This window comes from Streptomyces sp. NPDC059895, from assembly GCF_042731035.1.
In the GTDB taxonomy this organism is placed as follows: Bacteria; Actinomycetota; Actinomycetes; order Streptomycetales; family Streptomycetaceae; genus Streptomyces.
Window position 1 is genome coordinate 74,247 of the sequence record NZ_JBHWKO010000030.1, and the last position, 24,202, is coordinate 98,448.

Sequence of the window (24,202 nt, forward strand, 5' to 3'; positions counted from 1 at the left end):
CCGACCTGCGAGGGCGCGCAGCGCAACGCTCATGGGACGTTTGTCGTTCGGACAGATCCACTTTGACGCGGCCACGTCCAGCGCGGCGACAACACCGGTATGCGTGTCGTCATCGTGACCGAATCCTTTCCCCCCGATGTGAACGGCGTGGCCCACTGCGCGCTCCAGACCGCCCGGCACCTCGCAGACCGCGGTCACCTCCCGCTCGTCGTCGCGCCGGCCACCGCGGCCGGCAGCGGGCCCGACGCCCAGGCCCCGTGCCCCGTCGTCCGCGTGCCCTCCCTCCCGCTCCCGGGCTACCCCCAGGTCCGCGTCGCCCTCCCCAGCCGACGCGTAGCCGCCGCCCTCGCCGACCACCGCGCCGACATGGTCCACCTGGCCAGCCCCTTCGTCCTCGGCGTCCGCGGCATGGCGGCCGCCGCCCGGCTCGGCATCCCGGCCGTCGCCGTCTACCAGACCGACCTGGCCGGATACGCCCGCACCTACATGGGCGCCGGGGAGGCCGCGGCCTGGCGGCGGATCCGGTCCGTCCACGCCGCCGCCGACCTCACGCTCGCCCCCTCCAGCGCGGCCCTGCACGACCTGGAGATGCACGGCGTGCCCCGGGTCCGACTGTGGGCGCGCGGCGTGGACACGGCCCGCTTCCGCCCCGCGCACCGCGACGAGGCACTGCGCCGGGAACTCGCCCCGAACGGCGAGGTCATCGTCGGCTACGTCGGGCGGCTCGCCCCCGAGAAGCAGGTCGAACTGCTGTCCGGGGTGTGCGGCCTGGACGGCGTACGGGTCGTGGTCGTGGGCGACGGCCCCAGCGGACCGGGGCTCGCCGAGGCCCTGCCCGGTGCGGTCTTCCTGGGCCGGCGCACCGGCGACGACCTCGCCCGCGTCTTCGCCTCGCTGGACGTCTTCGCGCACACCGGTCCCTTCGAGACGTTCTGCCAGACCGTCCAGGAGGCCATGTCCAGCGGCGTGGCGGTGGTCGCGCCCGCCGCGGGCGGACCGCTGGACCTCGTCGACCACGGCCGCACCGGTCTGCTCGTCCCGCCGCGCGACGCCGCCGCCCTGCGCGACGCGGTGCGCGCCCTCGCCGCCGACCCCGCGCGGCGGGCCGCCTACGGAGCGGCCGGCCGGGCCACGGTGGAGGGCCGCACCTGGGCCGCCGTCGGCGACCAGCTGATCGGCCACTACACGGACGTGCTCGCCGCGCGCCGGCCGGTGGTGGCGGCATGAGCGGCGCGGCGCACGGACCGCTGCGGATCGTCCGGCTCGCCAACTTCGTCGCACCCGCCTCGGGCGGGCTGCGCACGGCGCTGCGCGAACTCGGCAAGGGCTACCGCGCCGCCGGACACGAGCCGGTGCTGATCGTGCCGGGCGAACGGGAGGACGACCGGGAGACCGAGCAGGGCCGGGTGATCACCCTCCCGGGTCCGCTGCTGCCCGGCACCGGCGGCTACCGGGTCCTCACCGGCAAGCGGCGCGTCGCCCGCCTGCTCGAGGAGCTCGCGCCCGACCGTCTGGAGGTCTCCGACCGCACGACGCTGCGCTGGACCGGCAAGTGGGCGCGACGCGCGCGCGTGCCCGCCGTGATGGTCTCCCACGAGACCGCGGACGGCGTGCTGCGCACCTGGGGCGTGCCGCAGGAGGCGGCGCGCCGGGCCGCCGACGCGCTCAACCTCCGCACCGCGCACACCTACGCGCGCGTGGTGTGCACCACCGAGTTCGCCGAGCGGGAGTTCGTGCGGATCGGCGCCCGCAACGTGGTGCGCGCACCGCTCGGCGTCGACCTCGTCGAACGGCACCCCGCGCTGCGCGATCCCCAGGTGCGGGGGCGCTACGCGCGCGCGGACGAGGCCTTCCTGGTCACGTGCACCCGGCTGTCCGTCGAGAAGCGGCCCGGTACCGCGCTGGACGCCCTGGAGGCCCTGGTACGGCGCGGCCGACGCGCGGTGCTGGTCGTCGCCGGGGACGGGCCGCTGCGAGGCCGGCTCGAGAGCCGGGCGCGGGAACGCGGGCTGCCCGTCGTCTTCCTGGGGCACGTCTCCGACCGGGGCGCGCTGGGTGCCCTCCAGGCGTCCGCGGACGTGTGCCTGGCACCGGGGCCCGCGGAGACCTTCGGGCTCGCCGCGCTGGAGGCCATGGCCTGCGGGACACCCGTGGTCGTGAGCGCCTCGTCCGCGCTGCCCGAGGTGATCGGTGCCACCGGCGCCGTCGCCGCGGACGACGGGGAGGCGTTCGCGGACGCGGTGGAGACACTCCTGGCGAAGCCCGTGGCGGAGCGCGGGGAGGCCGCACGCGCGCGTGCGGAGTGCTTCGGGTGGGGGACCGCGGTACGGGCGTTCCTCGCGGCGCACGACGCGACGGTGCTCTCCGGCGCGGTCCGGCCCGTGTCCGGGGGGCTCGGATGAGAGCCGTCCGCTTCGTGGCCCTCGGGGACTCGCTCACCGAGGGCGTCGGCGACCCCGTGGGCGGGCGGTGGCGCGGCTGGGCCGCGCTGCTCGCCGGCGGACTGGCCGACCGGGCCGGGCAACCCGTCGCGTTCACCAACCTCGCCGTCAGCGGGTCCCAGACTCGGGATGTCCTGGAACGGCAGCTCCCGGCCGGGCTCGCACTGCGGCCCGACATGGCCTCGGTCCTGATCGGCGTCAACGACACCCTGCGCTGCACCTTCGACATCCACGCCGTCACCGACCGCCTCGACACGGTGTACCGCTCCTTCACCGAGCAGGGCGCGGTCCTGCTCACCGCCTGCCTGCCCGACCCGGGCGCCATGCTGGGGCTCCCGGGGGCCCTCGCCCGCCCGCTCGCCCGACGGCAGCGCGCGGTCAACGCCGTCGTCCACGCGCTCTCCGACCGCTACGGTGCCGTCCACCTGCACGCCTCCGAGGGCGCGTGGCTGACGGACCGCGCGATGTGGAGCGCGGACCGGCTCCACCCCGGCGAGCGCGGCCACCGGCAACTGGCGGTGCGCTTCCACGCGCTGCTGGCCGGGGCCGGCCTCGCGACCGGGACCGCGCCCTCGCCCGAGCCGGAGTTCCCGCCGCCCACACGGGCGGCCGGACTGCGGTGGCTGGCGACCGCCGGCACGGGCTGGGTGGCCCGGCGGTGCACCGACCTGCTGCCCCAGCTGCTGGCACTGGCGGCGGACGAGATACGGCACCACGCGCGCGGGACGAGCGCCCGGCTCGACCTGCGGGCCGCCGCCGCGGTGTCGGCGGCACTGGCCGCGGTGTCGGTCGTCGAACGGCAGCCGGACCCCGCCCCGGCCCGCGCCTCCGCCTGACCGGACGGCCGAGCCGTCGGCCGCGGGCCGCCGGAGGCCGTCAGCGGCGGTCCGCAGCGGCCGTACGCCGTCGGTGGCGGCGTACGGCGGCCGTCAGCGGCGGTCCGCAGCGGCCGTACGCCGTCGGTGGCGGCGTACGGCGGCCGTCAGCGGTGGCGCACGGCGGTGAAGCGGACCGGTGTCCCCGGGACCGCCTGCGCGGCGGACGGGAGGTCGGCCGGACGCACGACGCCGATCACCGGGTAGCCGCCGGTGGTCGGGTGGTCGGCGAGGAAGACGACCGGCCTGCCGTCCGGGGGGACCTGGACCGCGCCCAGCACCATGCCCTCGCTGGGGAGCTCGCCGGGACGGACCCGTTCCAGGGCGGGGCCTTCCATGCGCAGCCCGATGCGGTTGCTCGCGGCCGACACCCGGTACGCGCGCGTGGTGAACACGCGGACCGCCTCCGGTGCGAACCAGTCGTCCCGCGGGCCCAGCGTCACCCGCAGGACGAGCTCCGCCGGGGGCGCCGGCTGCGGGGCGGCGTCCACGCGCGCGTGCGGGGCGCGGACCCGCCCCAGCGGCAGGACCGTGCCGTCCGTCAGGGGCGGCGGACCGAGACCGGACAGCAGGTCCGTGGAGCGGCTGCCCAGGACGGGTTCGACGGCGACGCCGCCGGACACGGCCACATAGCTGCGCACGCCCCGGACCGCCGGCCCGACGTCCAGCAGCGCGCCGCCGGGCACCCGCACGGGCGCGCCCCAGGCGGCCGGCCGGCCGTCGACGGTGACCGCGCACGGCGCGCCACCGACGGCCACGGTGACCGCCGAACGGGGACGCAGGGTACAGCCGTTGACCGTCGTCTCCAGGACGGCCGCCTCGGGAGGGTTGCCGACCAGCCGGTTGACGAGCGCGGCGGCGGGCGCGTCCAGGGCGCCGGAGCGGGGCACGCCGAGGTGGGCATGGCCGGGCCGGCCCCGGTCCTGCACGGTGGTCAGGGCACCCGCGCGGACGACGGAGAGCGCACGGTCGCTCATGTCGCGCTCCTCCCGGAGGCCGCGCCTCGCCCAGAGACGGTGCTCCTCCCGGAGGCCGTGCTCCTTCCTGCGTCGGCGTCTGCCCCGGTGGCCGTGCTCTTCCCGGAGGTCGTGCTCTCCCCGGAGGTCCCGCTCTCCTCCGAGACCGGGACGAAACGCACGCGCGTGCCCGGCGCCAGCAGGGCGGCCGGCACGCGCGTGTGGTCCCACAGCACCGCGTCCGTCGTGCCGATCAGCTGCCAGCCGCCGGGTGACGAGCGCGGGTAGACACCGGTGTACGGGCCCGCCAGCGCGACCGAGCCGCGCGGGACGGCCGTGCGCGGGGTGGCCCGCCGCGGGACGTCGTAGCGCGCCGGCAGGCCCGTGAGGTAGCCGAACCCGGGCGCGAAGCCGCAGAACGCGACCCGGAACTCGGTACCCGCGTGGATGCGGGCCACCTCCCGCTCCGGCACGCCCCAGTGCGCGGCGACGTCCGCGAGGTCGGGGCCGTCGTAGCGCACCGGCAGCTCGATCACCTCGCCGGCCCGCGGGGGAGCGGGCGGGATGTCGGCGGAAGCGAGCTCGCCGGCCCGGCGGACCGGATCGTCCAGGCCGTCGAGGAGGACCGTACGGGCGGCGGGGACGATCTCGCGGACGGTCAGCGAGCCCTCCGCGCGGCGCCGCAGCAGCTCCGCGTGGAGGGCCTGGGCCTCCTCGCCCGAGTCCACCTCGACGAGCAGGGCGTCGTCCCCGACGGGCAGGACCCTCATGCGAAGGCCTCCACCCGGACACCCGACTGCTCCAGACACCGGCGGACCCGGTGGGCCAGCTCCACCGCGCCGGGAGTGTCGCCGTGCAGGCACAGCGAACGCGCGCGTACCGCGACGCGTGCTCCCGTGCGGGAGGTGACCAGCCCCGAGCGGGCCAGACCCACCGACCGTTCGACGACGGCGTCCGGATCGGTGATCACGGCCCCGTCCTGCGCGCGCGGGACGAGCGTGCCCTCGTCGGTGTACGCGCGGTCCGCGAACGCCTCCGTGACCGCCGGCAGACCCGCCTCGGCGGCCAGCGCCAGCACGCGCGAGCCGGGCAGCCCGAGCACCGGCAGCGTGGCGTCGGCGAGGAGCACGCCGTCGACCACGGCGCCGGCCTGCTCCTCGTCGCGCACGACCCGGTTGTAGAGCGCGCCGTGCGGCTTGACGTACGCCACGCGCGCGCCCGCCGCCCGCGCGAAGACCTGAAGGGCACCGATCTGGTACGCCACCTCGGCGGCCAGTTCGGCGGGCGGCACGTCCATGGCGCGCCGCCCGAACCCCGCGAGGTCCCGGTAGGAGACCTGGGCGCCGATCGTCACGCCCCGCTCGGCCGCCAGCTCGCACACCCGCCGCATGGTGGGCGCGTCCCCGGCGTGGAAGCCGCAGGCCACGTTGGCGCTGGTGACGACGGACAGGAGCTGCTCGTCGTCGGTCAGCCGCCAGCGGCCGAAGCCCTCGCCGAGGTCGGCGTTCAGATCGATCGCGGTCATGGTTCCAGTCTCTCCTGATCAGGCCACGCGGTACTGCTCGTCGCGGGCGTCGGTGAGGAACATCTGCCCCGGCGCGTGGGTGAGGGCGAACGGCGGCCGTGAGGCCGTCACCGCCGCCTGCGGGGTCACACCGCAGGCCCAGAACACCGGGATGTCGTCCGGACCGGCGTCCACCGGGTCGCCGAAGTCGGGCCGGCCGAGGTCCTCGATGCCCAGCCCCGACGGGTCGCCGCAGTGCACCGGGCCGCCGTGCACGGCCGGGAGCAGACTGCTCTCCCGGATCGCCGCCGCCAGGTGCTCGGGCGGCACCGGGCGCATGGACACCACCATCGGCCCGTGCAGCCGCCCGGCCGGACGGCACTGACGGCTCGTCACGTACATGGGCACGTTGCGCCCCTGCTCGACATGGCGGATCGGGACGCCCGCCCCGGCCAGCGCCCACTCGAAGGTGAAACTGCACCCGAGCAGGAACGTCACCAGGTCCTCGCGCCAGTACGCGCGCACGTCCGTCGGCTCGTCCACCAACTCGCCGTCCCGCCACACCCGGTAGCGCGGCAGGTCGGTGCGCAGGTCGGCCCCCTCGGCCAGCACGGTCGTCCAGGAACCGGCGTCGGTGACGTCGAGGACCGGGCAGGGCTTGGGGTTGCGCTGGCAGAACAGGAGCATGTCGTACGCCCAGTCCGCGGGCACCGAGATCAGGTTGGCCTGGGTGTGGCCCGCCGCGACCCCGGCCGTGGGCCCCGTCAGCCCGTCCCGGAAGCGGGACCGGGCGACGGCCGGGCTCCACGCGCGCGCGTGCTCGTCGACGAGGGTCACGGGGCTGTCCCCCGTGAAGGCCGGACGGTTCACTCCAGCTCCTTCCCGCGCGTCTCCGGCAGCCCCAGCAGCGCCAGGGCCGCGAGGCCGTAGCCGACCGCGCCGAAGACCAGCGCGCCGCCCACGCCCCAGCTGTCGGCCAGGAACCCGACCGTGGTGGGGAAGACGGCGCCGACGGCGCGCCCGGTGTTGTAGGTGAACCCCTGTCCCGTGCCGCGCACCGCCGTCGGGTACAGCTCGCTCAGGAAGGACCCGAAGCCGCTGAAGATCGCCGACATGCAGAAACCGAGCGGGAAGCCGAGGACGAGGAGCAGGGTGTCGGCGCCGCTCGGGATGTTCGCGTACGCCAGGACACAGACCGCCGACAGCAGGGCGAAGAGCCAGATGTTGCGGCGCCGGCCCAGCCGGTCGGTGAGGTGGCCGCCGGTCAGGTAGCCGAGGAAGGCGCCCGAGATGAGGAACGTCAGGTAGCCGCCGGTGTTGACCACCGACAGGCCGCGCTCGGTCTTGAGGTACGTCGGCACCCAGGTGGCCAGGGTGTAGTAGCCGCCCTGGACGCCGGTGGAGAGCAGGCCCGCGAAGACCGTCGTGCGCAGCAGGGGGCCGCGGAAGATCGCCGGGAAGGAGCCTTTCTCGCCGCTGTGCTCGCGCGCCGCGACGGCCGTCGGCGCGTCCTGCACCCGGCGCCGCATCCACACCACCAGCAGCGCGGGCAGGGCGCCGGTCCAGAACATCACGCGCCAGGCCACGTCGTCGCCGAACACCGAGAAGACCAGCGTGTACACGATCGCCGCCAGCCCCCAGCCGACGGCCCACGAGCTCTGGATCGCGCCCAGGGTCCGCCCCCGGTGCCGGGCGCTCGCGTACTCGGCGACCAGGATCGCGCCGACGGCCCACTCGCCGCCGAAGCCGAGGCCCTGGAGGGCGCGGAAGACCAGCAGCGTCCCGTAGGTCGGCGCGAAGCCGCAGGCGACCGTGAAGACGGCATAGGTGATCACCGTGATCATCAGGGCCCTGACCCGGCCGATCCGGTCGGCCAGCACACCGGCGAGGGCGCCGCCGATCGCGGAGGCGGCCAGCGTGACCGTGGTGAACAGGCCGGTCTGGCCGCTGTCCAGGCCGAAGTACGCCGCCAGCGCGACCATGCTCAGCGGCAGCGTGAAGTAGTCGTAGGAGTCGAGCGCGTAGCCGCCGAACGCGCCCGCGAAGGCGCGGCGGCCACGCGGGCCGAGGGCGCGCAGCCAGCCCAGTGCGCCGTCTTCGTCGGCGTGGCCGGCGGCCGGGGATCGGGTGGTGGCGGTGGACAGGGCCCGCGGTGGCGGAGGGGTCGTGCTCATGGAGGCACCTCGCAGAGGGATGACGGAGGGTGCTGGGACTGAGCCGTGCCGTGCGGTGGTGGTGCGGGGTGGTGCTGGGCCGTGCCGTGCCGTGCGGGGTGGTGGTGCCGTGCCGTGCCGTGCCGTGATCGTGTGGAGGTGAGCGGAGGTGAGCGTGCTGTGTGCAGCACGGTAGAGGATCGTTGAACGATCCTTCAATACTCCTGTTGTCCCGTCCCTTCGCCTGCGATTGAATTCCGGGCATGGCAGAGCAGCTGGCGGGACTGGCCGACGACCGCGCCCTCCTGGGCCGCACCAGCACGGCCGAGCGCGTCTCGGACATCCTCAGGAGCCGCATCGCCGAGGGCTACTTCCCGCCGGGGACACGGCTGTCGGAGGAGAGCATCGGCGGTGCCCTCGGCGTCTCCCGCAACACGCTGCGCGAGGCGTTCCGGCTGCTCACCCATGAGCGCCTGCTCGTCCACGAACTCAACCGGGGCGTCTTCGTCAGGGTCCTGACCGTCGAGGACGTCGAGGACATCTACCGCACCCGCACGCTCGTCGAGTGCGCCGTCGTGCGCGGGCTGGGCGAGCCGCCGTACGCGCTCGACGGTCTCGCCGGCGCCGTGGCGGAGGGGCAGCGGGCGGTCCGCGAAGGTGACTGGAAAGCGCTGGGCACCGCCAACATCCACTTCCACCGGGAACTCGTCGCCCTGGCGGGCAGCGAACGCACCGACGAGCTGATGCGCAGCGTCTTCGCCGAACTGCGCCTCGCCTTCCACCTCGTGGACGACCCGCGTCGGCTGCACGAGCCGTACCTCGCGCGCAACCGGCAGATCCACCAGGCGCTGCGGGCCGGAAACCGCGCGGAGGCCGAGAAACTGCTCGCGGTGTACCTGGACGACTCCCTGGAACGCGTGGTCGAGGTGTACCGGCGACGGGTCGGGGACGACACGACAGACGCCGGCTGACCGACGCCCGCGCCGGCACGGCCGGATCCGTGGCGGGGAGCGCGCAACGGTCGGATCCGTGGCGGGGAGCGCGCAACGGTCGGACCCGTGGCGGGGAGCCCGCACCGGCCGGGTCCGTGGCGGGGGAGCCGTGGCCGATCGGTGCCGTTTGGGACGATGTCAGACCGAGGACCTAGTCTGTGCACCGTGACTTCGCCTGCATCGACGGACCGCGTTCCGCCCCAGCTCAGCGCGGGGCCGCGCCCCGCCACGGGCCCGGCCGCCGACGAGGGGCTGGCGCGGCGGCTGCGCGCGCTCGCCTGCACCGCCCCGATCCACGACCTCGACGCGCGCAAGGCCAACCTCGCCGGCGAGTACTCGGTGTACGGCATGGCGGAGATCGCCCTCGCCGCCATCGACCTGGTCACCCTCAACATGGACTTCGACACCGGCGCCGACCACGACCAGATAGTGGCCCGCCTCGTCCCCCGCATCGCCGCGCAGGCCCCCCGGCGGCCCGCCGAGGAGCACGAGCGCGTGGCCCGCTGGGTCCTGGAGAACCTCATCAACGTCGGCAGCGTCGACCGGGGCTTCCGCGCCGTGTACGGCACCTTCGGGCCGGACGGCAGCTATGTGCGCCGCGACTACGACTTCAAGCTCCTCGAGGAGGTCCCCGGGTACGGCGGCGCCGTCTACCTCCGCACGACGGACGAGGCCGTCAACGTCCTCGTCGGCGCCCTCGACACCGACGTCACCAGCGCGCAGATCGCCGCCGAGGTCAAGCTGGAGGTCCTCATCCGCCGGGGCCGCCTGGCCGACGCCCAGCTCGCCGCCGAACAGGCCCGCTACCGCACCGTGCAGTACGCGGAGACACTGCGCCGGGCCCTGGAGGCGACGCGGCGCAACGTCCGCGCGGTGGACTGGCTCAACGCCGTGCCCGACATGATCGCCGAGGCGCTCGACCACGTGGCCGACCGCTACCGCCACGAGAACGCCATCCTCACCAACATCCGCAAGGCCCGCGACGAGTCCGAGGACCCCGAGCACAAGCGGCGCGCCGCCGAGCTGGTCGACATCGTCAAGGACTGCATCCGCAGGCACACGCAGTTGCAGTCCCGGCTGCTGGAGGCGGGCCCCCTCTTCCGGGCCGAGCAGGACCGTCAGGCCTTCGCCACGCCTTTGACCACCTCGGGGATCGACCTGTACGGCCACCTCGTCGCGCCCGTGCTGCCGCTGCCGCTGGAACAGGCGGCCCGGGTCACCGACGCGTTCTTCGCCCGCGGCACCGGGCTGCGCACGCCGGTGTCCGTGCGGGTCGGCGATCTCGTCGACCTGCTGCTGACCCCGCCGGTGGAGCGGGAGCACCTCGGGGCGGAGATGCCCGAGCCCGATCTGATCGCGACACCGGACGACAGCCGCTTCAGCGAGGAACAGCTCGCCGCGGCCAGGGAACTGCTGGACCTGCCCGCGGACGCGCCCCGCAGGCTGTCGGGACTGCTGGCGCAAGCCCGCCGGTCCGACCCCGAACTGCCCTATCTGGTGGCCCTGCTGGCGGTCCACGCGGCCAGCCCCCCGGTGGGCACCGCGTACCGGCAGGGCGAGGAGAAGCTGCTGTTCGCCGTGGACGACGGGACGGAGCTGGACGACCCGGAGTTCGGCGGCGCCGACCTCATCGTCGGGACCGCGCTGCTGGACGCCGCGGGGATGGCGGCGGACCGGACGGAGGCCGCGTGATGCGGCACCACGGCCGCGCACCCGACGGGGGCGATGCGATCCGGCGTCGCGCACCCGACGGGGCCGATGCGATCCGGCGTCGCGGACGGGACGGGGGCGGTGTGACGCGGCGTCGAGGACGTGACGAGGGCCAGGGGATCGGACATCGCGGTCGCGGTCGCGGTCGCGGCCCGTCCCCGGCCGGCCACGCCCGCGCGTCCGAGCGACGCATCCCCCGGCCCTACGCCCCCGAGTCCTCCCACGCTCCCAAGGCCGCCCCCTACGCCCCCGAGGCGACCGTCCTCGCCCCCGAGGCCACCCACGCCCCCGAGGCGACCGTCCTCGCCCTCGCCGATCAGTACAAGGAGTTGTGTCCGTGACCGAGCACGTCGACCGGAGCGAACCGGAGGCCCCCGCCCCGCCGGCGCACGCCGCCGTCACCCCCGCCGACGCGGCCGACGCGGCACGGCTCGTCGCCTTCGGACTCCAGCCCAAGCTCCAGCCGGCGCGGGACCAGGAGTACGCGGAGCTGCTGCGGCGCCACCGCGAGGACCCGGCGTTCGCCCGGCTCGCCGACGCCGTCGCGGCCGGGCTCGGCCTGATCGTGCTGGAGGTGTCCCCCCGCGCGGGCATGGCCGTGACCGCCGCCGAGGACTCGGTGTTCGCCGTGCGCATGGGCGACTACGCGCGTCGTACCTCCGCCGACGGCGGAGACCGCTTCCTGCACGGGCTCGCGCACCTCGCCGTCGCCGCGATGGCGTTCCCGCGCCCCGAGGACCTGGCCGACGACGGCTACATCGGCCGGGTCAGCGTCAACGGCGTCGACGCCTTCGTGCGACAGGCCTGCCGCCGGCTGGAGGAACGGGCCGAGGCACAGGGCGACAACACCGACCCGGCCAGCGACGCGCCCGGCCTGGAGGCCGCCTGGCGGATCTGGGCCCGGCGCAGCGCCACCGGCGCCACCAAGGACGCGCGCAGACTCGCCGGTTCGACGACCGGCATCGTCGGCAAGGCCGTCGCGTTCCTCACCGACTCCGGATTCCTCCAGCGCACCGGCGACGACAGCGGCGGGACCTACCGGACCACCGCCCGCTACCAGCTCCAGGTACGCGACCTGGCCGGCAGCGCCGCCCTCGCCGAGCTGCTGGAGCTGGGCGTCGTCCCCGTCACCGACGGCACCCCCACCCTGCTGCCCGCCGAGGACACCGACGACCTGGACCTGGTGGCCGACGCCGGACTGCCGTTCCACTCCTGAGCCCCACCGCCCTCCCCGATCTGCCGAAGACTTACGAGAGTCCGCCATGTACGAGCTGTCCCGGGTCCGCCTCTACTCCATCGGGCCCGCCGGTGCGCGCTACGCCGACACCGTGCTTGACCTGCGGGGCGTGGGTGACATCGTGCCCGACCCCGCCCCCACCCAGGCGGAGTTCTTCGAGGAGGAGCCCGTCGGCCCGCCGCGCCGCCCCGCGCCCGCCGGCGTGCTCTTCCTGGAGAACGGCGGCGGCAAGTCCGTCCTGCTCAAGCTGATCTTCTCGGTGATGCTGCCGGGCCACCGCAACACCCTCGGCGGCGCCAGCTCCGGCGTGCTGCGCAAGTTCCTGCTCGCCGACGACTGCGGGCACGTCGCGCTGGAGTGGCAGCACGTCCTGACCGGCGAGTGCGTGGTCGTCGGCAAGGTGAGCGAATGGCGCGGGCGCCAGGTGTCCAACGACCCGCGCAAGTTCGCGGAGGCCTGGTACTCGTTCCGGCCCGGGCCCGGACTGACCCTGGACAACCTGCCCGTCGCCGAGGCCACCGCCGTACGGCCGTCCGTCGAGGGGCAGTCGGGGGCGCAGGGGCGGCGCCGCACCATGAAGGGATTCCGGGACGCCCTCACCGACGCGGGCAAGGCGTATCCGCATCTGGAGGTGCACTGGGAGGAGATTCACGACCGGTGGATCGAGCACCTCGGCGACCTCGGCCTCGACCCCGAACTCTTCCGCTACCAGCGGGAGATGAACGCCGACGAGGGCGAGGCCGCCGGCCTCTTCGCCGTCAAGAAGGACTCCGACTTCACCGACCTGCTGCTGCGCGCGGTGACCGACACCCGGGACACCGACGGGCTCGCCGACCTCGTCAGCGGCTTCGGCAACAAGCTGGGCCGGCGCGCCGAACTCATCGCCGAACGGGACTTCACCGCCGGATCGGTGGACCTCCTCGGCCGGATCGTGGACGCCGCCGACGCACGGGCACGCGCGCGTGACGTCCACGCCGGCGCCGAGCGGCGCACCCGCACCCTGGCCCGACGGCTGTCCGCGCGGGGCGTACGGGAACGGACCCGGGCCGCGGACCTCGCCCAGCGCGTCACCGCCGCCGCCTACGCCGTCACCCACGCCGAGGGCGCACGCGAACGCAGCGCGCTGATCGCCGCCGAACTCGCCTTCCGGCACGCCTCGCTGGCCCTCGCCGCCGCCGAGAAGTCCGCCGCAGCCCAGAAGCGGGAACTCGCCGACGCGCGCACCCTGCACTCCGCCTGGCAGGCCGCCGAGGCCGTGCTCCGCCACCGCGCCGCCGCCGACCGCGTCGCCCGCGTGTCCGCCGCGATCCAGGAGGCCGAGCGGGACGCCGCCCCGGCCCTCGCCGCCCGCGCCAGGGCCGCCGTCGACCTCGTCCGGGCCCTGCACGCGGCCGCCGGCAGCGCCGAGGCCCTCGCCAACGAGGAGGAGGAGCGCTCCGCCGCCCTCCAGGAGGCCGGCGAGTCCGCCCACCGCGACTCCACCTCCGCCGCCACCGAGGCACAGCGCGCCCGCAGCGAGGCCGGACACCTGCGCCAGCGCCTCACCGAGGTCGAGCAGGAGACCGCCGAGGCCGTGCGCGCCGGCTGGCTCGACGACAGCGCGCCCGACGCCGACCCCGCCCGCGCCGCCCTCGCCGCCAGTGACGCCGAGAAGACCGCCGTCGCCGCCTGGGACACCGCCCGTGAGGCGTCCCGCCGAGCCACCGAGCACGCGCGCGAGGCGGCCTCCGCCGAGTCCCGCGCCGAGCTGACCGCGGCCCGCGCCGCCGACGCGGCGACCGCCGCGGGGCGGTCGTACGACGCCGAACGGCGGACCGCCGAGGCGCTGGCCCGCGAGGAGCGGCTGGCGGAGCTGCTCGGCCTGACCGGCGGCACCCCGCGCCGGATCATCCCGCAGCCCCGCCAGGACCGCGAGACGGACGAGACGGCCCTGAGCCCCGAGGAACTGGACCGCAACGCCGACGACCTGCGCGCCCTCCTCGACGAGACCGTCTCCTCCGCCGAACGGCAGCTCTTCGAGCTGCGCACCGCCGCCGCCGACGACTCCCGTATCCTCGGCGCGCTCGGCGACGGCGGCCTGCTGCCGCCCGGCCCGGACGTGCTGGCCACCGTCGAGTTCCTCGGCGAGCACGGCATCCCCGCACTGCCCGGCTGGCGCTACCTCGCCCAGGCCGTCGCCCCCGCCGACCACGCGCGCGTGCTCGCCGCCCGCCCGGAACTCGTCGACGGCGTGATCATCACCGACCCCGACTCGCACGCCCGCGCGCGTGCGGCGCTCGGCGACGCCGCCCTGCTGCCCCGGTCCGCCGTCGCCGTCGGTACGGCCGCCGCCCTCCTCGCCCCGACGCCGGCGCCCGGCACCGACACCGGGGACGTCTTCCTCGTGCCGCCGAACCCGGCCATGCACGACGAGCACGCCGCCGACGAGGAGCGGCAGGCGCTGCGCGCGCGGGCCACGGAGCGGGACGAGGAGATCCGACGGCTCGCGGCCCGGCTCGGCAAGGACCGCGAACTGGCGGCGCGGCTCGCCTCCTGGCGCACGGGCTGCCCCGCGGGCCGGCTGGCCGAACTGGCGGAGGCCGCCCGGGAGGCACGTTCCTTCGCCGAGGAGTCCGAGGCCGAGCTCGCCGAGGCCCGCACCGCGCGCGCGGAGGCCGACGAGGTGGCCGCCGAGGCCGCGCAGCTGCGTGACGAGCGGCAGGAGACCGCGCAGAAGGCCCGGCGCGCCGCCGACGCCCTCGCCGGGCTCGCCTTCCGGCTGCGCGAGCGCGCCGGCTGGCAGGCCAAGCTGCGGGAACTGGCCGACGAGGCCGCCGAGTCCGAGGCGCGTGCGCAGGTCTGCCTGGAGCGGGCCCGCGCCGCCGACGAGGACCGCCGCGCCGCCCAGCGCGCCGCCGACGACGCCCGCCGCACCGCGCGTGCGCTGCGCGCCGAGCGCGCCGAGATCGCCGGCGCCCCCGACGACGTACCGGACGACGGCGCGCAGGCGCCCGGGACGTCCCTGCCCGCGCTCCGCGAGGCCTACCGGGCCGCCTCCCAGGTGTACGAGAAGGTCGGGGTCGGCGCCGACCTGCGGGCCGAGCAGGCGCGGGCGGAGAGCGACGAGAGCGCGGCCCGCGCCGAGCTGGACCGGCTCAGCAACAAGGTCCGCACCCGCGCCGAACAGCTCCTGCAGTCACCCGACGGCTCCGACGGGCCGTCCCGGCAGGCCGCCGCCGCCCGCGCCGAGGAACTGGTGCAGTTGCTGGAGACCCGCATGTCCAGCGCCAGCGAGCAGCTCGGCCGGCTGCGCGGCGAGGCGGAGCGGCACGCGCCCGAGGACGGCGAGTCCCACACCGAACTCCCCGAGGACCTCGTCCCGCGCGACGCCGAGCACGCGCAGACGCTGCTGCGCACCGCCACGGGCGAACTCGCCTCCCACACGGAGGCGTTGGGCCAGGCCCGCGAGGCGCACGCCGAACTCCTCGACGCCCACCGGGCCGCCGAGGACGCGGCCGGCGGCTTCGACGAGATCGCCGCCATGCTCCGGGACCTGCTGCGCGAACACACCCCGGAGGAGGAGCAGGAGCAGCCGGAGCCCTACCCCGGCACCCTGGAGGAGGCCCGGCAGTCCGCCGCCGAGGCCCGCCGTTCACTACGGGGCTGCGCCGCCGACCTGTCCGCCGCCGACACATCCGTCCGCGAGGCGAGTGACGTCCTCGTCCGGCACGCCAACTCCACCCGCTACGAGCAGGTCCGCACCGCCGCCCGGCAGCAGATCCGCGAGCTGCCCGCCTCCGCGCTGCCCGAGCACGCCCAGAAGTGGGCGGACGCCTTCGCGCCCCGCCTCCGGGTCCTCACCGACGAACTGGAACAGCTCGAGCGCAACCGCGACTCGATCGTGGACCGGCTGCGCGGACTCGTGGAGTCGGCGCTCGCCACGCTGCGGTCCGCCCAGCGGCTGTCCCGCCTGCCCGAGGGGCTCGGCGAGTGGTCCGGCCAGGAGTTCCTGCGCATCCGCTTCGAGGAGCCCGACCAGGCCACGCTCACCGAGCGGCTCGGCGAGGTCATCGACGAGGCGACCCGCGCGGCCGTGAAGAAGAACTCCGACCTGCGGCGCGACGGCATGTCGCTGCTGCTGCGGGGCGTGGCGGCCGCGCTCCAGCCAAGGGGCGTCGCCGTCGAGATCCTCAAACCGGACGCCGTGCTGCGCGCCGAGCGGGTGCCCGTCGGGCAGATGGGCGACGTGTTCTCCGGTGGCCAGCTGCTGACCGCGGCCATCGCCCTGTACTGCACGATGGCGGCCCTGCGCTCCAACGACCGGGGCCGGGACAAGCACCGCCACGCCGGCACGCTGTTCCTCGACAACCCCATCGGCCGCGCCAACGCGACCTACCTGCTGGAACTCCAGCGGGCGGTCTCGGACGCCCTCGGCGTCCAGCTCCTCTACACCACCGGCCTGTTCGACACCACCGCGCTCGCGGAGTTCCCCCTGGTCATCCGGCTGCGCAACGACGCCGACCTCAGGGCGGGCCTGAAGTACATCAGCGTGGAGGAACACCTCCGTCCGGGACTGCCGCCGCAGCCCCAGGCCGGGGAGGCGGTGCACAGCGAGATCACGGCGACGAGGATGTACAAGCGCCCGGCGCCCAGCGGCGCCTCCTGAGGGAGGCGAGGCCGCGCCGGGCCCTGCCGGATCCCGCGCCCGGCACGCTCCTCGCCGCCCCCGCCCGGCAGGGTTCCGGCGCTCCGTCGGCCACGGTGCCCGGCAGGAAGCCGGCACCATGGCCGCCCTACAGGCACCGTGGCCGCCCTACACGCCCTGCTCAGGGATGCGACAACTGCCCGGCGCCGCCGCCCCGCCGGCGTATCCGCTCCTGCGTCCGCTCGACGGCCCGCGCCTGCCGGCGGGCGCGGCGCCGCTCGCGCCGCAGCGCCCGTGCCGTGCTGCTCGGGGCCGACACGACACCGTTCCGCTGGCTCCACACCTGGCGGGTCACCCAGACGTCCAGCGCGGCCCACGTGGCCACCACCGTGCTGACCACGCTGCTGATCACCATGGGGAACGCCGGCCAGGACCCGGCCAGGGTGCACAGGAACGCCACCATCGCCTGAAGCAGCGTCACCGCGATGACGAGCACCGCGCGCACGGCCGCGGTGCGCACCGGATCGGGAAGCCGGCGCCGCCGCGCGGGCTCCTCCACCCACAACGGGCGGGGGGCCGCCCGCTCCTCCTCCGCGTCGCGCCCCGCCCCGCCGGCCCGCCCGGCGCCTCCGGGCGCGCCGTCGGACCCCGCGGCCACCGCCGCACCGCGCCCGTCTGCCGTTCCGCGCCCGTCTGCCGTTCCGCGCCCGTCCGTCGTTCCGCGCCCGTCCGTCGTTCCGCGCCTGTCCGTCGTTTCGCGTCCGTCCGTCGGAATACCGCGATCCCACGCGCCGGGAGCCTCGGCCTCCCGCGGCGCCGTGCCGCGCGCCGCCGCGCCGTCCTCGGGCGCCCCGCGCCGCTCCGCCGTGCCCATCAACGTGTCACTCCCCACCGCCGGCAGACCGCTTGCCCCCGGCTCGAAGAACCGGCTCCCCAGTGGCTGCCCGGCTTGCGCTCTTTTACGCCGCCCAGGTGCGGCATGCGGCTCCTGTGGCCGATTCCGCCCCCAATTCCCAATGGATAGGACGCACGACTCACCTCGAAGATTCCCCGATTTCGAAAAGTTCTGGCCAACTCGCCCACGACATCGTTCCGGTACGGCACGCTCCGCGGACGCCGCCCCGGGGAGGCAATCTCCCGCAATGACGGGACAACTGCCCCCGTACCGCCGCCGATCCGGACGACCGGCTTCCGGACGGCGCTGTAAGTTAACTTTGCGTCGGTAGTAGGCTCGCGCCGTTCGTTGACGCACAGATGTGCCCCCGGCCGGTGGGGGGTTCGAGCTGGATGTGCCCCCGGCCGGTGGGGGTTCGAGCTGGGGGAGGCCATGCGCTTTCGCGGGAAGTCGATCCGCCGGAAGATCGTGGCGCTGCTTCTCGTGCCGCTGGTGTCCCTGACCGCCATCTGGGGCTTCGCCACGGTACTCACGGGCCGCGAGGCGAACCGTCTGTTCACCGTGTCCCGCCTCGTCGAGAAACTCGGCTACCCGCTGGAGGACACCGTCCGGGTCGTCCAGGCGGAACGCCGCCAGACCCTGGTCCACCTCGCCGACCCCCGCGCCTCCGACGCGCTCGCCGCGCTGGACCGCACCCGGACCGCCACCGACGAGGCCCTGGCGGAGATCCGCGGGAACGGCAGCGACCCCGACGTGCGCGACGAGCTGGACCAGGACGACCGCGAGGCCCTGACCGCGGTGCTCGACGCCTTCGACGGCATCGACTCGCTGCGCCTCGGCGTCGAGGACGGCACCGTGTCCCGCGCGCAGGCCCTGAACCTGTACAACAGGCTGATCGCCCCCTGCTACGGCCTGCTGGCCAAGTTGGACGTCGTCGACAGCGTCGAGATGGACAAGCAGTACCGCGCCCTCGTCGGCGTCGCCCGGGCCCGTGAACTGCTCTCCCAGGAGGACGCCCTGCTGGGCTCCGCCCTGGTCGTGGGCCGCCTCACCCGCGAGGAGATACGCGCCGTCTCCGACCTCGAGGCCCAGCGCGACGTGGTCTACGACATCGGCCTCTCCCAGCTGCCCGCCGCGGAGCGCGAACGCTACGAGAGCTTCTGGAAGAACGCCACCACCGCGCCCGTACGCACGGCGGAACAGGCCGTCGTCGCCACCACGCCCGGCGACATGCCCCGCGGCGTCACGGCACGGACCTGGGACACCGCGGCCGCGAACGTCCTCGACGAACTCGGCACCCTCGACGAGCAGGCGCACGACCGCTACCAGGACCGCGTCCGCCCGGTGGCGCTCCAGGTCATCGTCAAGGCGGTCGTCGCCGGCGTCCTCGGCCTGGTGGCGCTGCTGGTCTCCGTCGTCCTGTCCGTCCGTATCGGCCGCGGGCTCATCCGCGACCTGCGCCAGCTCCGGCTGGAGGCCCACGAGGCGTCCGGTGTCCGGCTGCCCAGCGTGATGCGCCGGCTCTCCGCGGGTGAGCAGGTCGACGTCGAGACCGAGGTCCCGCGCCTGGAGTACGACAAGAACGAGATCGGCGAGGTCGGCCAGGCGCTCAACACCCTCCAGCGCGCGGCCGTCGAGGCCGCCGTCAAACAGGCCGAACTGCGCTCCGGCGTCTCCGAGGTCTTCGTCAACCTCGCCCGCCGCAGCCAGGTCCTGCTGCACAAGCAGCTCACCCTGCTGGACACCATGGAGCGCCGCACCGAGGACACCGAGGAACTCGCCGACCTCTTCCGGCTCGACCACCTCACCACCCGCATGCGCCGCCACGCCGAGGGCCTGGTGATCCTCTCCGGCGCCGCGCCCTCGCGGCAGTGGCGCAAGCCCATCCAGCTCATGGACATCGTGCGCGCCGCGGTCGCCGAGGTCGAGGACTACGAACGCATCGAGGTCCGCCGCCTGCCGCGCGTCGCCGTCACCGGACCGGCCGTCGCCGACCTCACCCACCTCGTGGCCGAACTCCTGGAGAACGCCACGGTGTTCTCCCCGCCGCACACCGCCGTCCACGTCCTGGGCGAGCGCGTCGCCAACGGCTTCACCCTGGAGATCCACGACCGCGGCCTCGGCATGGCGCCCGAGGCGCTCCTCGAGGCCAACCTCCGGCTCGCCGAGACCCCGGAGTTCGAGCTGTCCGACACCGACCGGCTCGGGCTGTTCGTGGTCAGCCGGCTCGCCCAGCGGCAGAACGTCCGCGTCTCCCTCCAGCCCTCCCCGTACGGGGGCACGACCGCCGTCATCTTCATCCCCGACGCCCTGCTCACCGACGACGTCCCCGACACGAACGGCATCGGCTTCCGCCTCGACCGCCCCCGGCCCCCCAAGGAGGGCGAGCCCGCGCAGAGCAGCCGCCGCTCCGCCCTGTCCACCACCCCGGTGCAGCTGCCCGGAGTGCCCGCCGCGCTGCTGGACGGCCCGGTCGAGCTCGAGGCGCCCGTCGGCCTGGACGCCCTCGGCGACTTCCCCGCTCCACTGGAGGACGACGACGACCGGGGCGGGCTGTTCCGCCCGCGCCGCTCCCTCACCCGTGCACAGGACGAGCCGGCCGGCCCGGCCGTCGAACCGCACGGCCGGCTGTCCGACGCCCGTGGCGCGGCGGACCGGACCGCTCCCGGCGAACCGGCCGCCCCCGTACCCCTGCCGAGCCGCCGGACGCCCAAGCTGGTCAGCTCCCACGGCCGCCCGGTGACCGAACAACGCTCCCGCCGCTCGGAGACGGCCGAGAACCCGCCGTCGGGACCGGGGCCGCGCCGGGCACCGGACGGCGACACCCCGGCGCCCCTGCCGTCGCGCCGACGCGGCGCCACCGCCCACATACCCCGGAACACGGACCCGTCCGAGCACTCCTTCCGCGGTACCGACCAGCGGTCCCCGTCCCGCGACCGCGGCCACGATCAGCCGTCGCAGCCGTCGCAGCCGTCGCAGCCGTCGCAGTCATCGCAGTCATCGCGGTCGTCGGATTTGGTCGGCCGGGGCGCCGACCAGCCGTCGCCGCCACGTGCCCGCGGCGCCGCCGAGCCGGCCCGCCCGTCCGCCCGGCTCACCGACGAGCGGTCCCGGCCTCCCGCCCTTCCCCAACGGACCCGGCAGGCCACGGCCCCCACGAGCGGCCAGGCCGACCCGCCCGGGCACCCGGGCACCCCGCGCAACCGCCCCGCGGACACCGCACCGGGCACCCCCGCGGACACCGCACCAGGCACCCCGACCGGGGCGCTGCCCCGGCGCGTACGGCAGGCGAACCTGGCCCCGCAGCTGCGGCAGGGCCCGGCCCCGCGCGCCGAGAACCGCACGGACCCCGCCGACCGGGACGCCGACGAAGTACGCAGCCGCATGGCTTCGCTCCAGCGCGGCTGGCAGCGCGGCCGCGCGGAGAACGCCGCGGGCGAAGACGCCCACAGCGGCACAGCACCACAACGAACGACAGAGGGGGACGGTCGATGACCGCACCGAAGGCGACCGGCCAGAGCACGACCAGCAACGGCGAGCTGAACTGGCTCCTCGACGAACTCGTCGACCGAGTCGCCAGCATCCGCAAGGCCGTCGTGCTCTCCGGCGACGGCCTGCCGACCGGAGCGTCCAAGGACCTCACCCGGGAGGACAGCGAGCACCTGGCCGCCGTCGCCTCCGGATTCCACAGCCTCGCCAAGGGCGTCGGCCGCCACTTCGAGGCCGGCAGCGTCCGGCAGACCGTCGTCGAGCTCGACGAGGCCTTCCTGTTCGTCACCGCCGCCGGCGACGGCAGCTGCCTCGCCGTCCTCGCGGACGCCGACTCGGACGTGGGGCTCGTGGCCTACGAGATGACGCTGCTCGTGAAGCGGGTCGGCGTACACCTGGGCACGGCGCCGCGCACCGATCTGCCCTCGGGCGGGTAGTGGGATGGCATGAGCACAGACGGTCAGGGAAGAAGCCACTGGTTCGACGACGAGGCCGGGCCGGTCGTCCGTCCGTACGCCATGACACGCGGCCGCACCACCAGCGCGGTCCAGCACCGTCTCGACCTGATCGCGGTGGTCGTCGCCGAACCCCACGCGGACGACCCCGACGAGGACCCCTCGCTCTCCCCGGAACACGTCGACATCGTCGGCCTGTGCCGGGAGGAGCCGCAGTCGGTCGCCGAACTCGCCGCCGGACTCGACCTGCCCATCGGCGTGGTCCGGGTGCTCGTAGGGGATCTCGTGGACGCGGAGTTCGTCCACGTGAACCGGCCCGTGCCTCCGGCCGAGCTGCCGGACGAGAGCATCCTGCGCGACGTGATCAACGGCCTCAGAGCGCTGTGAGCAGCGCGGGAACGGGGGTGAGGACGTGACCCGGCGACCACTGCGGGGCACACGGCGTCCGGGCCGCGGGCTCCGGCCCGCCGAGCCGTCCGCACCCCCGACGGCGGGGGCCACGGCCCACCGCCCCACGACCCCATCAAGCAGGAGAAGTGAACGATGATCTTCGGGCGTTCTGAGCGCGGCAAGCCCCCGGTCGAGCCCGTCACGCTCAAGATCCTGGTGGCCGGCGGCTTCGGTGTGGGCAAGACGACCCTCGTCGGCGCCGTCAGCGAGATCAGGCCGCTGCGCACCGAGGAGTACCTCACCGAGGCCGGCCGCCCGGTCGACGACCTCACGGGCGTAGAGCGCAAGCACACCACCACCGTCGCCATGGACTTCGGGCGCATCACCCTGCGCGAGGGCCTGGTGCTGTACCTGTTCGGCACGCCCGGCCAGGAGCGGTTCTGGTTCATGTGGGACGAGCTGTCCGAGGGCGCGCTGGGCGCCGTCGTGCTCGCCGACACGCGCCGCCTGGAGGACTGCTTCGCCGCGGTCGACTACTTCGAGCGCCGTTCCATCCCCTTCCTCGTGGGGGTGAACTGCTTCGAGGGCGCGCCCCGTTACCCGGCCGAGGAGGTACGCCGGGCACTCGACCTGGACGACGGCGTACCGGTCGTCCTGTGCGACGCGCGCGACCGCGGCTCCGTCAAGGACATCCTCGTCGGCGTGGTCCAGCACGCCATGGAGTTCTCCGGCGACCGCCGCCGGGCCGTCACCACCTGAGACGCACCCGAGACGCACCGGAGAGGTGGGCACGGCCCGTACCCCCGCCGACAGGGGTACGAGCCGTGGCTCGAGGGGCGGACCGCCCGGCCCACGCGTCCGCCCGGCCCACGCGTCCGCCCGGCCCATGGGTCCGCCCGGCTCACGGGTCCGTCCGGCCCTCGCCCGGCGTGCGGCCGGCGCCGGCCCGGCCTTCGCCGTCCCGGACCCAGCCGAAGCTCTTCTCCACGGCCCGGCGCCAGTTGCCGTACTCACGGTCCCGCACCGACGCCTCCATCGACGGCGTCCACTCGGCGTCCCGCTGCCAGTGCGCCTTCAGCTCGTCGAGGTCGTTCCACACACCGGTGACCAGACCGGCCGCGTAGGCCGCGCCCAGGCAGGTCGTCTCCGCGACCCGCGGCCGGGTCACCGGGACGCCGAGCACATCCGCCTGGTGCTGCATGAGCAGGTTGTTCCGCGTCATGCCGCCGTCCACCTTCAGGGCCGTGAGCCGGACCCCGGAGTCCCGGTGCATCGCGTCCACGACCTCCCGCGTCTGCCAGCTCACGGCCTCCAGCACCGCGCGCGCGAGATGCGCCTTGGTGACGTACCGGGTGAGTCCGGTGACGACACCGCGCGCGTCGGACCGCCAGTACGGCGCGAACAGCCCGGAGAAGGCAGGGACGACGTACGCGCCGCCGTTGTCGTCGACGCTCGCCGCCAGGGTCTCGATCTCGTCGGCCGTGCGGATGATGCCGAGCTGGTCCCGGAACCACTGCACGAGCGCGCCCGTCACCGCGATCGCCCCCTCCAGGCAGTAGACGGGCGCCTCCCCTCCGATCCGGTAGCCCACCGTCGTCAGCAGCCCGCTCTTCGACGGCACCGGCCGGCCGCCGGTGTTCATCAGCAGGAAACTCCCCGTCCCGTACGTGTTCTTCGCCGTCCCCACGTCGTAGCAGGCCTGCCCGAAAACCGCCGCCTGCTGGTCGCCCAGCGCCGAGGCGACCGGCACGCCGGGCAGCGGGCCCACCGCGGTGCCGTACACCTCGGCCGAGGACCGGATCTCGGGCAGGACGGCCTCGGGCACGTTCATCGCGGACAGGATCGACGTGTCCCACTGGAGGGTCTCCAGATCCATCAGCAGGGTGCGTCCGGCGTTGGTCACGTCGGTCACGTGCCGGCCGCCGTCGACGCCGCCGGTGAGGTTCCAGATGAGCCAGGAGTCGATGGTGCCGAAGGCGATCTCGCCGCGCTGGGCGCGGTCCCCGAGCCCGGGCACGCTGTCGAGCAGCCAGGCCGCCTTGGGCCCGGAGAAGTAGCCGGCCAACGGCAGGCCGGTCCGCTCGCGGAAGCGGTCCTGCCCGTCGGCGCCGCCGAGTTCCTCGCAGAGCGCGGCGGTCCGGGTGTCCTGCCACACGATCGCGTTGTGGACGGGCTTGCCCGTGGCGCGGTCCCACAGCACGGTCGTCTCACGCTGGTTGGTGATGCCGAGCGCGCTGATCTGCTCCGCCCGCAGCCCGGCCCGGGCGATCGCGCCGGCGACCACCGCCTGCACCTTGGACCAGATCTCGGCGGCGTCGTGCTCCACCCAGCCGGGCTTCGGGAAGATCTGGCGGTGTTCGCGCTGGTCCAGCGCGACGATCGCGCCGCTGCGGTCGAAGACGATGCAGCGGCTCGAGGTGGTGCCCTGGTCGATCGCGGCGACGTACTTCTCGGCGTTGTCCGTCATGGCTACCCCTTGGG

The 24,202-nt window shown here is 75.1% G+C and carries 18 protein-coding genes and 1 pseudogene; 12 read left to right on the forward strand and 7 right to left on the reverse strand.

What is annotated here, in order from left to right; translation table 11 throughout:
• Positions 1-99: 99 nt before the first annotated feature.
• From ACFV9M_RS28510 to ACFV9M_RS28520, 3 genes are read left to right on the forward strand one after another with little or no spacing between them, the layout of a single operon-like run.
• Entirely contained in the window at positions 100-1,227 is a 1,128-nt protein-coding gene (locus ACFV9M_RS28510) for a glycosyltransferase family 4 protein (protein ID WP_385067207.1), read from the forward strand.
• Positions 1,224-2,402, forward strand: a complete 1,179-nt coding sequence (locus ACFV9M_RS28515) for a glycosyltransferase (RefSeq protein WP_385067210.1) — start codon at positions 1,224-1,226, stop codon at positions 2,400-2,402. The genes ACFV9M_RS28510 and ACFV9M_RS28515 overlap by 4 nt, the downstream gene beginning before the upstream one ends.
• Positions 2,399-3,277, forward strand: a complete 879-nt coding sequence (locus tag ACFV9M_RS28520; protein WP_385067213.1) for an SGNH/GDSL hydrolase family protein — start codon at positions 2,399-2,401, stop codon at positions 3,275-3,277. The genes ACFV9M_RS28515 and ACFV9M_RS28520 overlap by 4 nt, the downstream gene beginning before the upstream one ends.
• A 146-nt stretch (positions 3,278-3,423) precedes the next feature.
• Here ACFV9M_RS28520 and ACFV9M_RS28525 read toward each other — a convergent pair whose 3' ends face one another.
• From ACFV9M_RS28525 to ACFV9M_RS28545, 5 genes and pseudogenes are all read right to left on the reverse strand, one after another.
• Entirely contained in the window at positions 3,424-4,293 is an 870-nt protein-coding gene (locus ACFV9M_RS28525; RefSeq protein ID WP_385067215.1) for a biotin-dependent carboxyltransferase family protein, read from the reverse strand.
• 143 nt (positions 4,294-4,436) lie between these two features.
• Positions 4,437-5,042: pseudogene (locus ACFV9M_RS28530) on the reverse strand (allophanate hydrolase subunit 1); the annotation flags it as partial.
• Positions 5,039-5,797 (reverse strand): LamB/YcsF family protein, encoded by a 759-nt coding sequence (locus tag ACFV9M_RS28535; protein ID WP_385067218.1) that lies wholly within the window; start codon positions 5,795-5,797, stop codon positions 5,039-5,041. The gene ACFV9M_RS28535 and the pseudogene ACFV9M_RS28530, both read right to left, overlap by 4 nt.
• Positions 5,798-5,815: 18 nt before the next feature.
• Positions 5,816-6,646, reverse strand: a complete 831-nt coding sequence (locus tag ACFV9M_RS28540) for a putative hydro-lyase (RefSeq protein ID WP_385067221.1) — start codon at positions 6,644-6,646, stop codon at positions 5,816-5,818.
• Complete coding sequence (locus tag ACFV9M_RS28545) at positions 6,643-7,950, reverse strand: MFS transporter (protein ID WP_385067224.1); 1,308 nt, start codon at positions 7,948-7,950, stop codon at positions 6,643-6,645. The genes ACFV9M_RS28540 and ACFV9M_RS28545 overlap by 4 nt, the downstream gene beginning before the upstream one ends.
• A 242-nt stretch (positions 7,951-8,192) precedes the next feature.
• Between ACFV9M_RS28545 and ACFV9M_RS28550 the strand changes: the two genes are divergently transcribed.
• From ACFV9M_RS28550 to ACFV9M_RS28570, 5 genes are all read left to right on the forward strand, one after another.
• Positions 8,193-8,900, forward strand: coding sequence for a GntR family transcriptional regulator (locus ACFV9M_RS28550; RefSeq protein ID WP_385067227.1), 708 nt, complete (start codon positions 8,193-8,195; stop codon positions 8,898-8,900).
• Positions 8,901-9,086: 186 nt separating this feature from the next.
• Positions 9,087-10,613: a hypothetical protein gene (locus ACFV9M_RS28555; RefSeq protein ID WP_385067229.1), complete on the forward strand. Its 1,527-nt coding sequence runs from the start codon at positions 9,087-9,089 to the stop codon at positions 10,611-10,613.
• A gap of 101 nt (positions 10,614-10,714) precedes the next feature.
• Positions 10,715-10,972, forward strand: a complete 258-nt coding sequence (locus tag ACFV9M_RS28560) for a hypothetical protein (RefSeq protein WP_385067232.1) — start codon at positions 10,715-10,717, stop codon at positions 10,970-10,972.
• A complete protein-coding gene (locus tag ACFV9M_RS28565; RefSeq protein ID WP_385067234.1) occupies positions 10,969-11,847 on the forward strand; it encodes a hypothetical protein in 879 nt (292 codons plus the stop codon). Before ACFV9M_RS28560 ends, ACFV9M_RS28565 begins: the two co-directional genes overlap by 4 nt.
• 46 nt (positions 11,848-11,893) lie before the next feature.
• Positions 11,894-16,513: a hypothetical protein gene (locus tag ACFV9M_RS28570; RefSeq protein WP_385067237.1), complete on the forward strand. Its 4,620-nt coding sequence runs from the start codon at positions 11,894-11,896 to the stop codon at positions 16,511-16,513.
• Positions 16,514-16,673: 160 nt separating this feature from the next.
• Here the strand turns inward: ACFV9M_RS28570 and ACFV9M_RS28575 are convergent, their stop codons facing one another.
• Positions 16,674-17,366, reverse strand: a complete 693-nt coding sequence (locus ACFV9M_RS28575; RefSeq protein ID WP_385067239.1) for a hypothetical protein — start codon at positions 17,364-17,366, stop codon at positions 16,674-16,676.
• Positions 17,367-17,819: 453 nt separating this feature from the next.
• Between ACFV9M_RS28575 and ACFV9M_RS28580 the strand changes: the two genes are divergently transcribed.
• The 4 genes from ACFV9M_RS28580 (at position 17,820) to ACFV9M_RS28595 (ending at position 22,480) form a co-directional block, all read left to right on the forward strand.
• Complete coding sequence (locus ACFV9M_RS28580; RefSeq protein ID WP_385067242.1) at positions 17,820-20,882, forward strand: nitrate- and nitrite sensing domain-containing protein; 3,063 nt, start codon at positions 17,820-17,822, stop codon at positions 20,880-20,882.
• A complete protein-coding gene (locus ACFV9M_RS28585; protein WP_385067244.1) occupies positions 20,879-21,313 on the forward strand; it encodes a roadblock/LC7 domain-containing protein in 435 nt (144 codons plus the stop codon). Before ACFV9M_RS28580 ends, ACFV9M_RS28585 begins: the two co-directional genes overlap by 4 nt.
• Before the next feature lie 9 nt (positions 21,314-21,322).
• Positions 21,323-21,718, forward strand: a complete 396-nt coding sequence (locus ACFV9M_RS28590; RefSeq protein WP_385067247.1) for a DUF742 domain-containing protein — start codon at positions 21,323-21,325, stop codon at positions 21,716-21,718.
• Positions 21,719-21,874: 156 nt separating this feature from the next.
• The gene (locus ACFV9M_RS28595) at positions 21,875-22,480 is read left to right on the forward strand and encodes an ATP/GTP-binding protein (RefSeq protein ID WP_385067249.1); all 606 of its coding nucleotides are present in this window, start codon (positions 21,875-21,877) and stop codon (positions 22,478-22,480) included.
• 142 nt (positions 22,481-22,622) lie between these two features.
• Here ACFV9M_RS28595 and glpK read toward each other — a convergent pair whose 3' ends face one another.
• The gene (gene glpK / locus ACFV9M_RS28600; protein WP_385067252.1) at positions 22,623-24,188 is read right to left on the reverse strand and encodes a glycerol kinase GlpK; all 1,566 of its coding nucleotides are present in this window, start codon (positions 24,186-24,188) and stop codon (positions 22,623-22,625) included.
• Positions 24,189-24,202 lie beyond the last annotated feature (14 nt).

Excerpts from the sequence above, each read along its gene's own strand:
- ACFV9M_RS28510 (WP_385067207.1), top strand. The coding sequence starts at position 100 with ATGCGTGTCGTCATCGTGACCGAATCCTTTCCCCCCGATGTGAACGGC.
- ACFV9M_RS28515 (WP_385067210.1), top strand. The coding sequence starts at position 1,224 with ATGAGCGGCGCGGCGCACGGACCGCTGCGGATCGTCCGGCTCGCCAAC.
- ACFV9M_RS28520 (WP_385067213.1), top strand. The coding sequence starts at position 2,399 with ATGAGAGCCGTCCGCTTCGTGGCCCTCGGGGACTCGCTCACCGAGGGC.
- ACFV9M_RS28525 (WP_385067215.1), bottom strand. The coding sequence starts at position 4,293 with ATGAGCGACCGTGCGCTCTCCGTCGTCCGCGCGGGTGCCCTGACCACC.
- ACFV9M_RS28535 (WP_385067218.1), bottom strand. The coding sequence starts at position 5,797 with ATGACCGCGATCGATCTGAACGCCGACCTCGGCGAGGGCTTCGGCCGC.
- ACFV9M_RS28545 (WP_385067224.1), bottom strand. The coding sequence starts at position 7,950 with ATGAGCACGACCCCTCCGCCACCGCGGGCCCTGTCCACCGCCACCACC.
- ACFV9M_RS28550 (WP_385067227.1), top strand. The coding sequence starts at position 8,193 with ATGGCAGAGCAGCTGGCGGGACTGGCCGACGACCGCGCCCTCCTGGGC.
- ACFV9M_RS28570 (WP_385067237.1), top strand. The coding sequence starts at position 11,894 with ATGTACGAGCTGTCCCGGGTCCGCCTCTACTCCATCGGGCCCGCCGGT.
- ACFV9M_RS28575 (WP_385067239.1), bottom strand. The coding sequence starts at position 17,366 with ATGGGCACGGCGGAGCGGCGCGGGGCGCCCGAGGACGGCGCGGCGGCG.
- ACFV9M_RS28580 (WP_385067242.1), top strand. The coding sequence starts at position 17,820 with ATGCGCTTTCGCGGGAAGTCGATCCGCCGGAAGATCGTGGCGCTGCTT.
- ACFV9M_RS28585 (WP_385067244.1), top strand. The coding sequence starts at position 20,879 with ATGACCGCACCGAAGGCGACCGGCCAGAGCACGACCAGCAACGGCGAG.
- ACFV9M_RS28590 (WP_385067247.1), top strand. The coding sequence starts at position 21,323 with ATGAGCACAGACGGTCAGGGAAGAAGCCACTGGTTCGACGACGAGGCC.
- ACFV9M_RS28595 (WP_385067249.1), top strand. The coding sequence starts at position 21,875 with ATGATCTTCGGGCGTTCTGAGCGCGGCAAGCCCCCGGTCGAGCCCGTC.
- glpK (WP_385067252.1), bottom strand. The coding sequence starts at position 24,188 with ATGACGGACAACGCCGAGAAGTACGTCGCCGCGATCGACCAGGGCACC.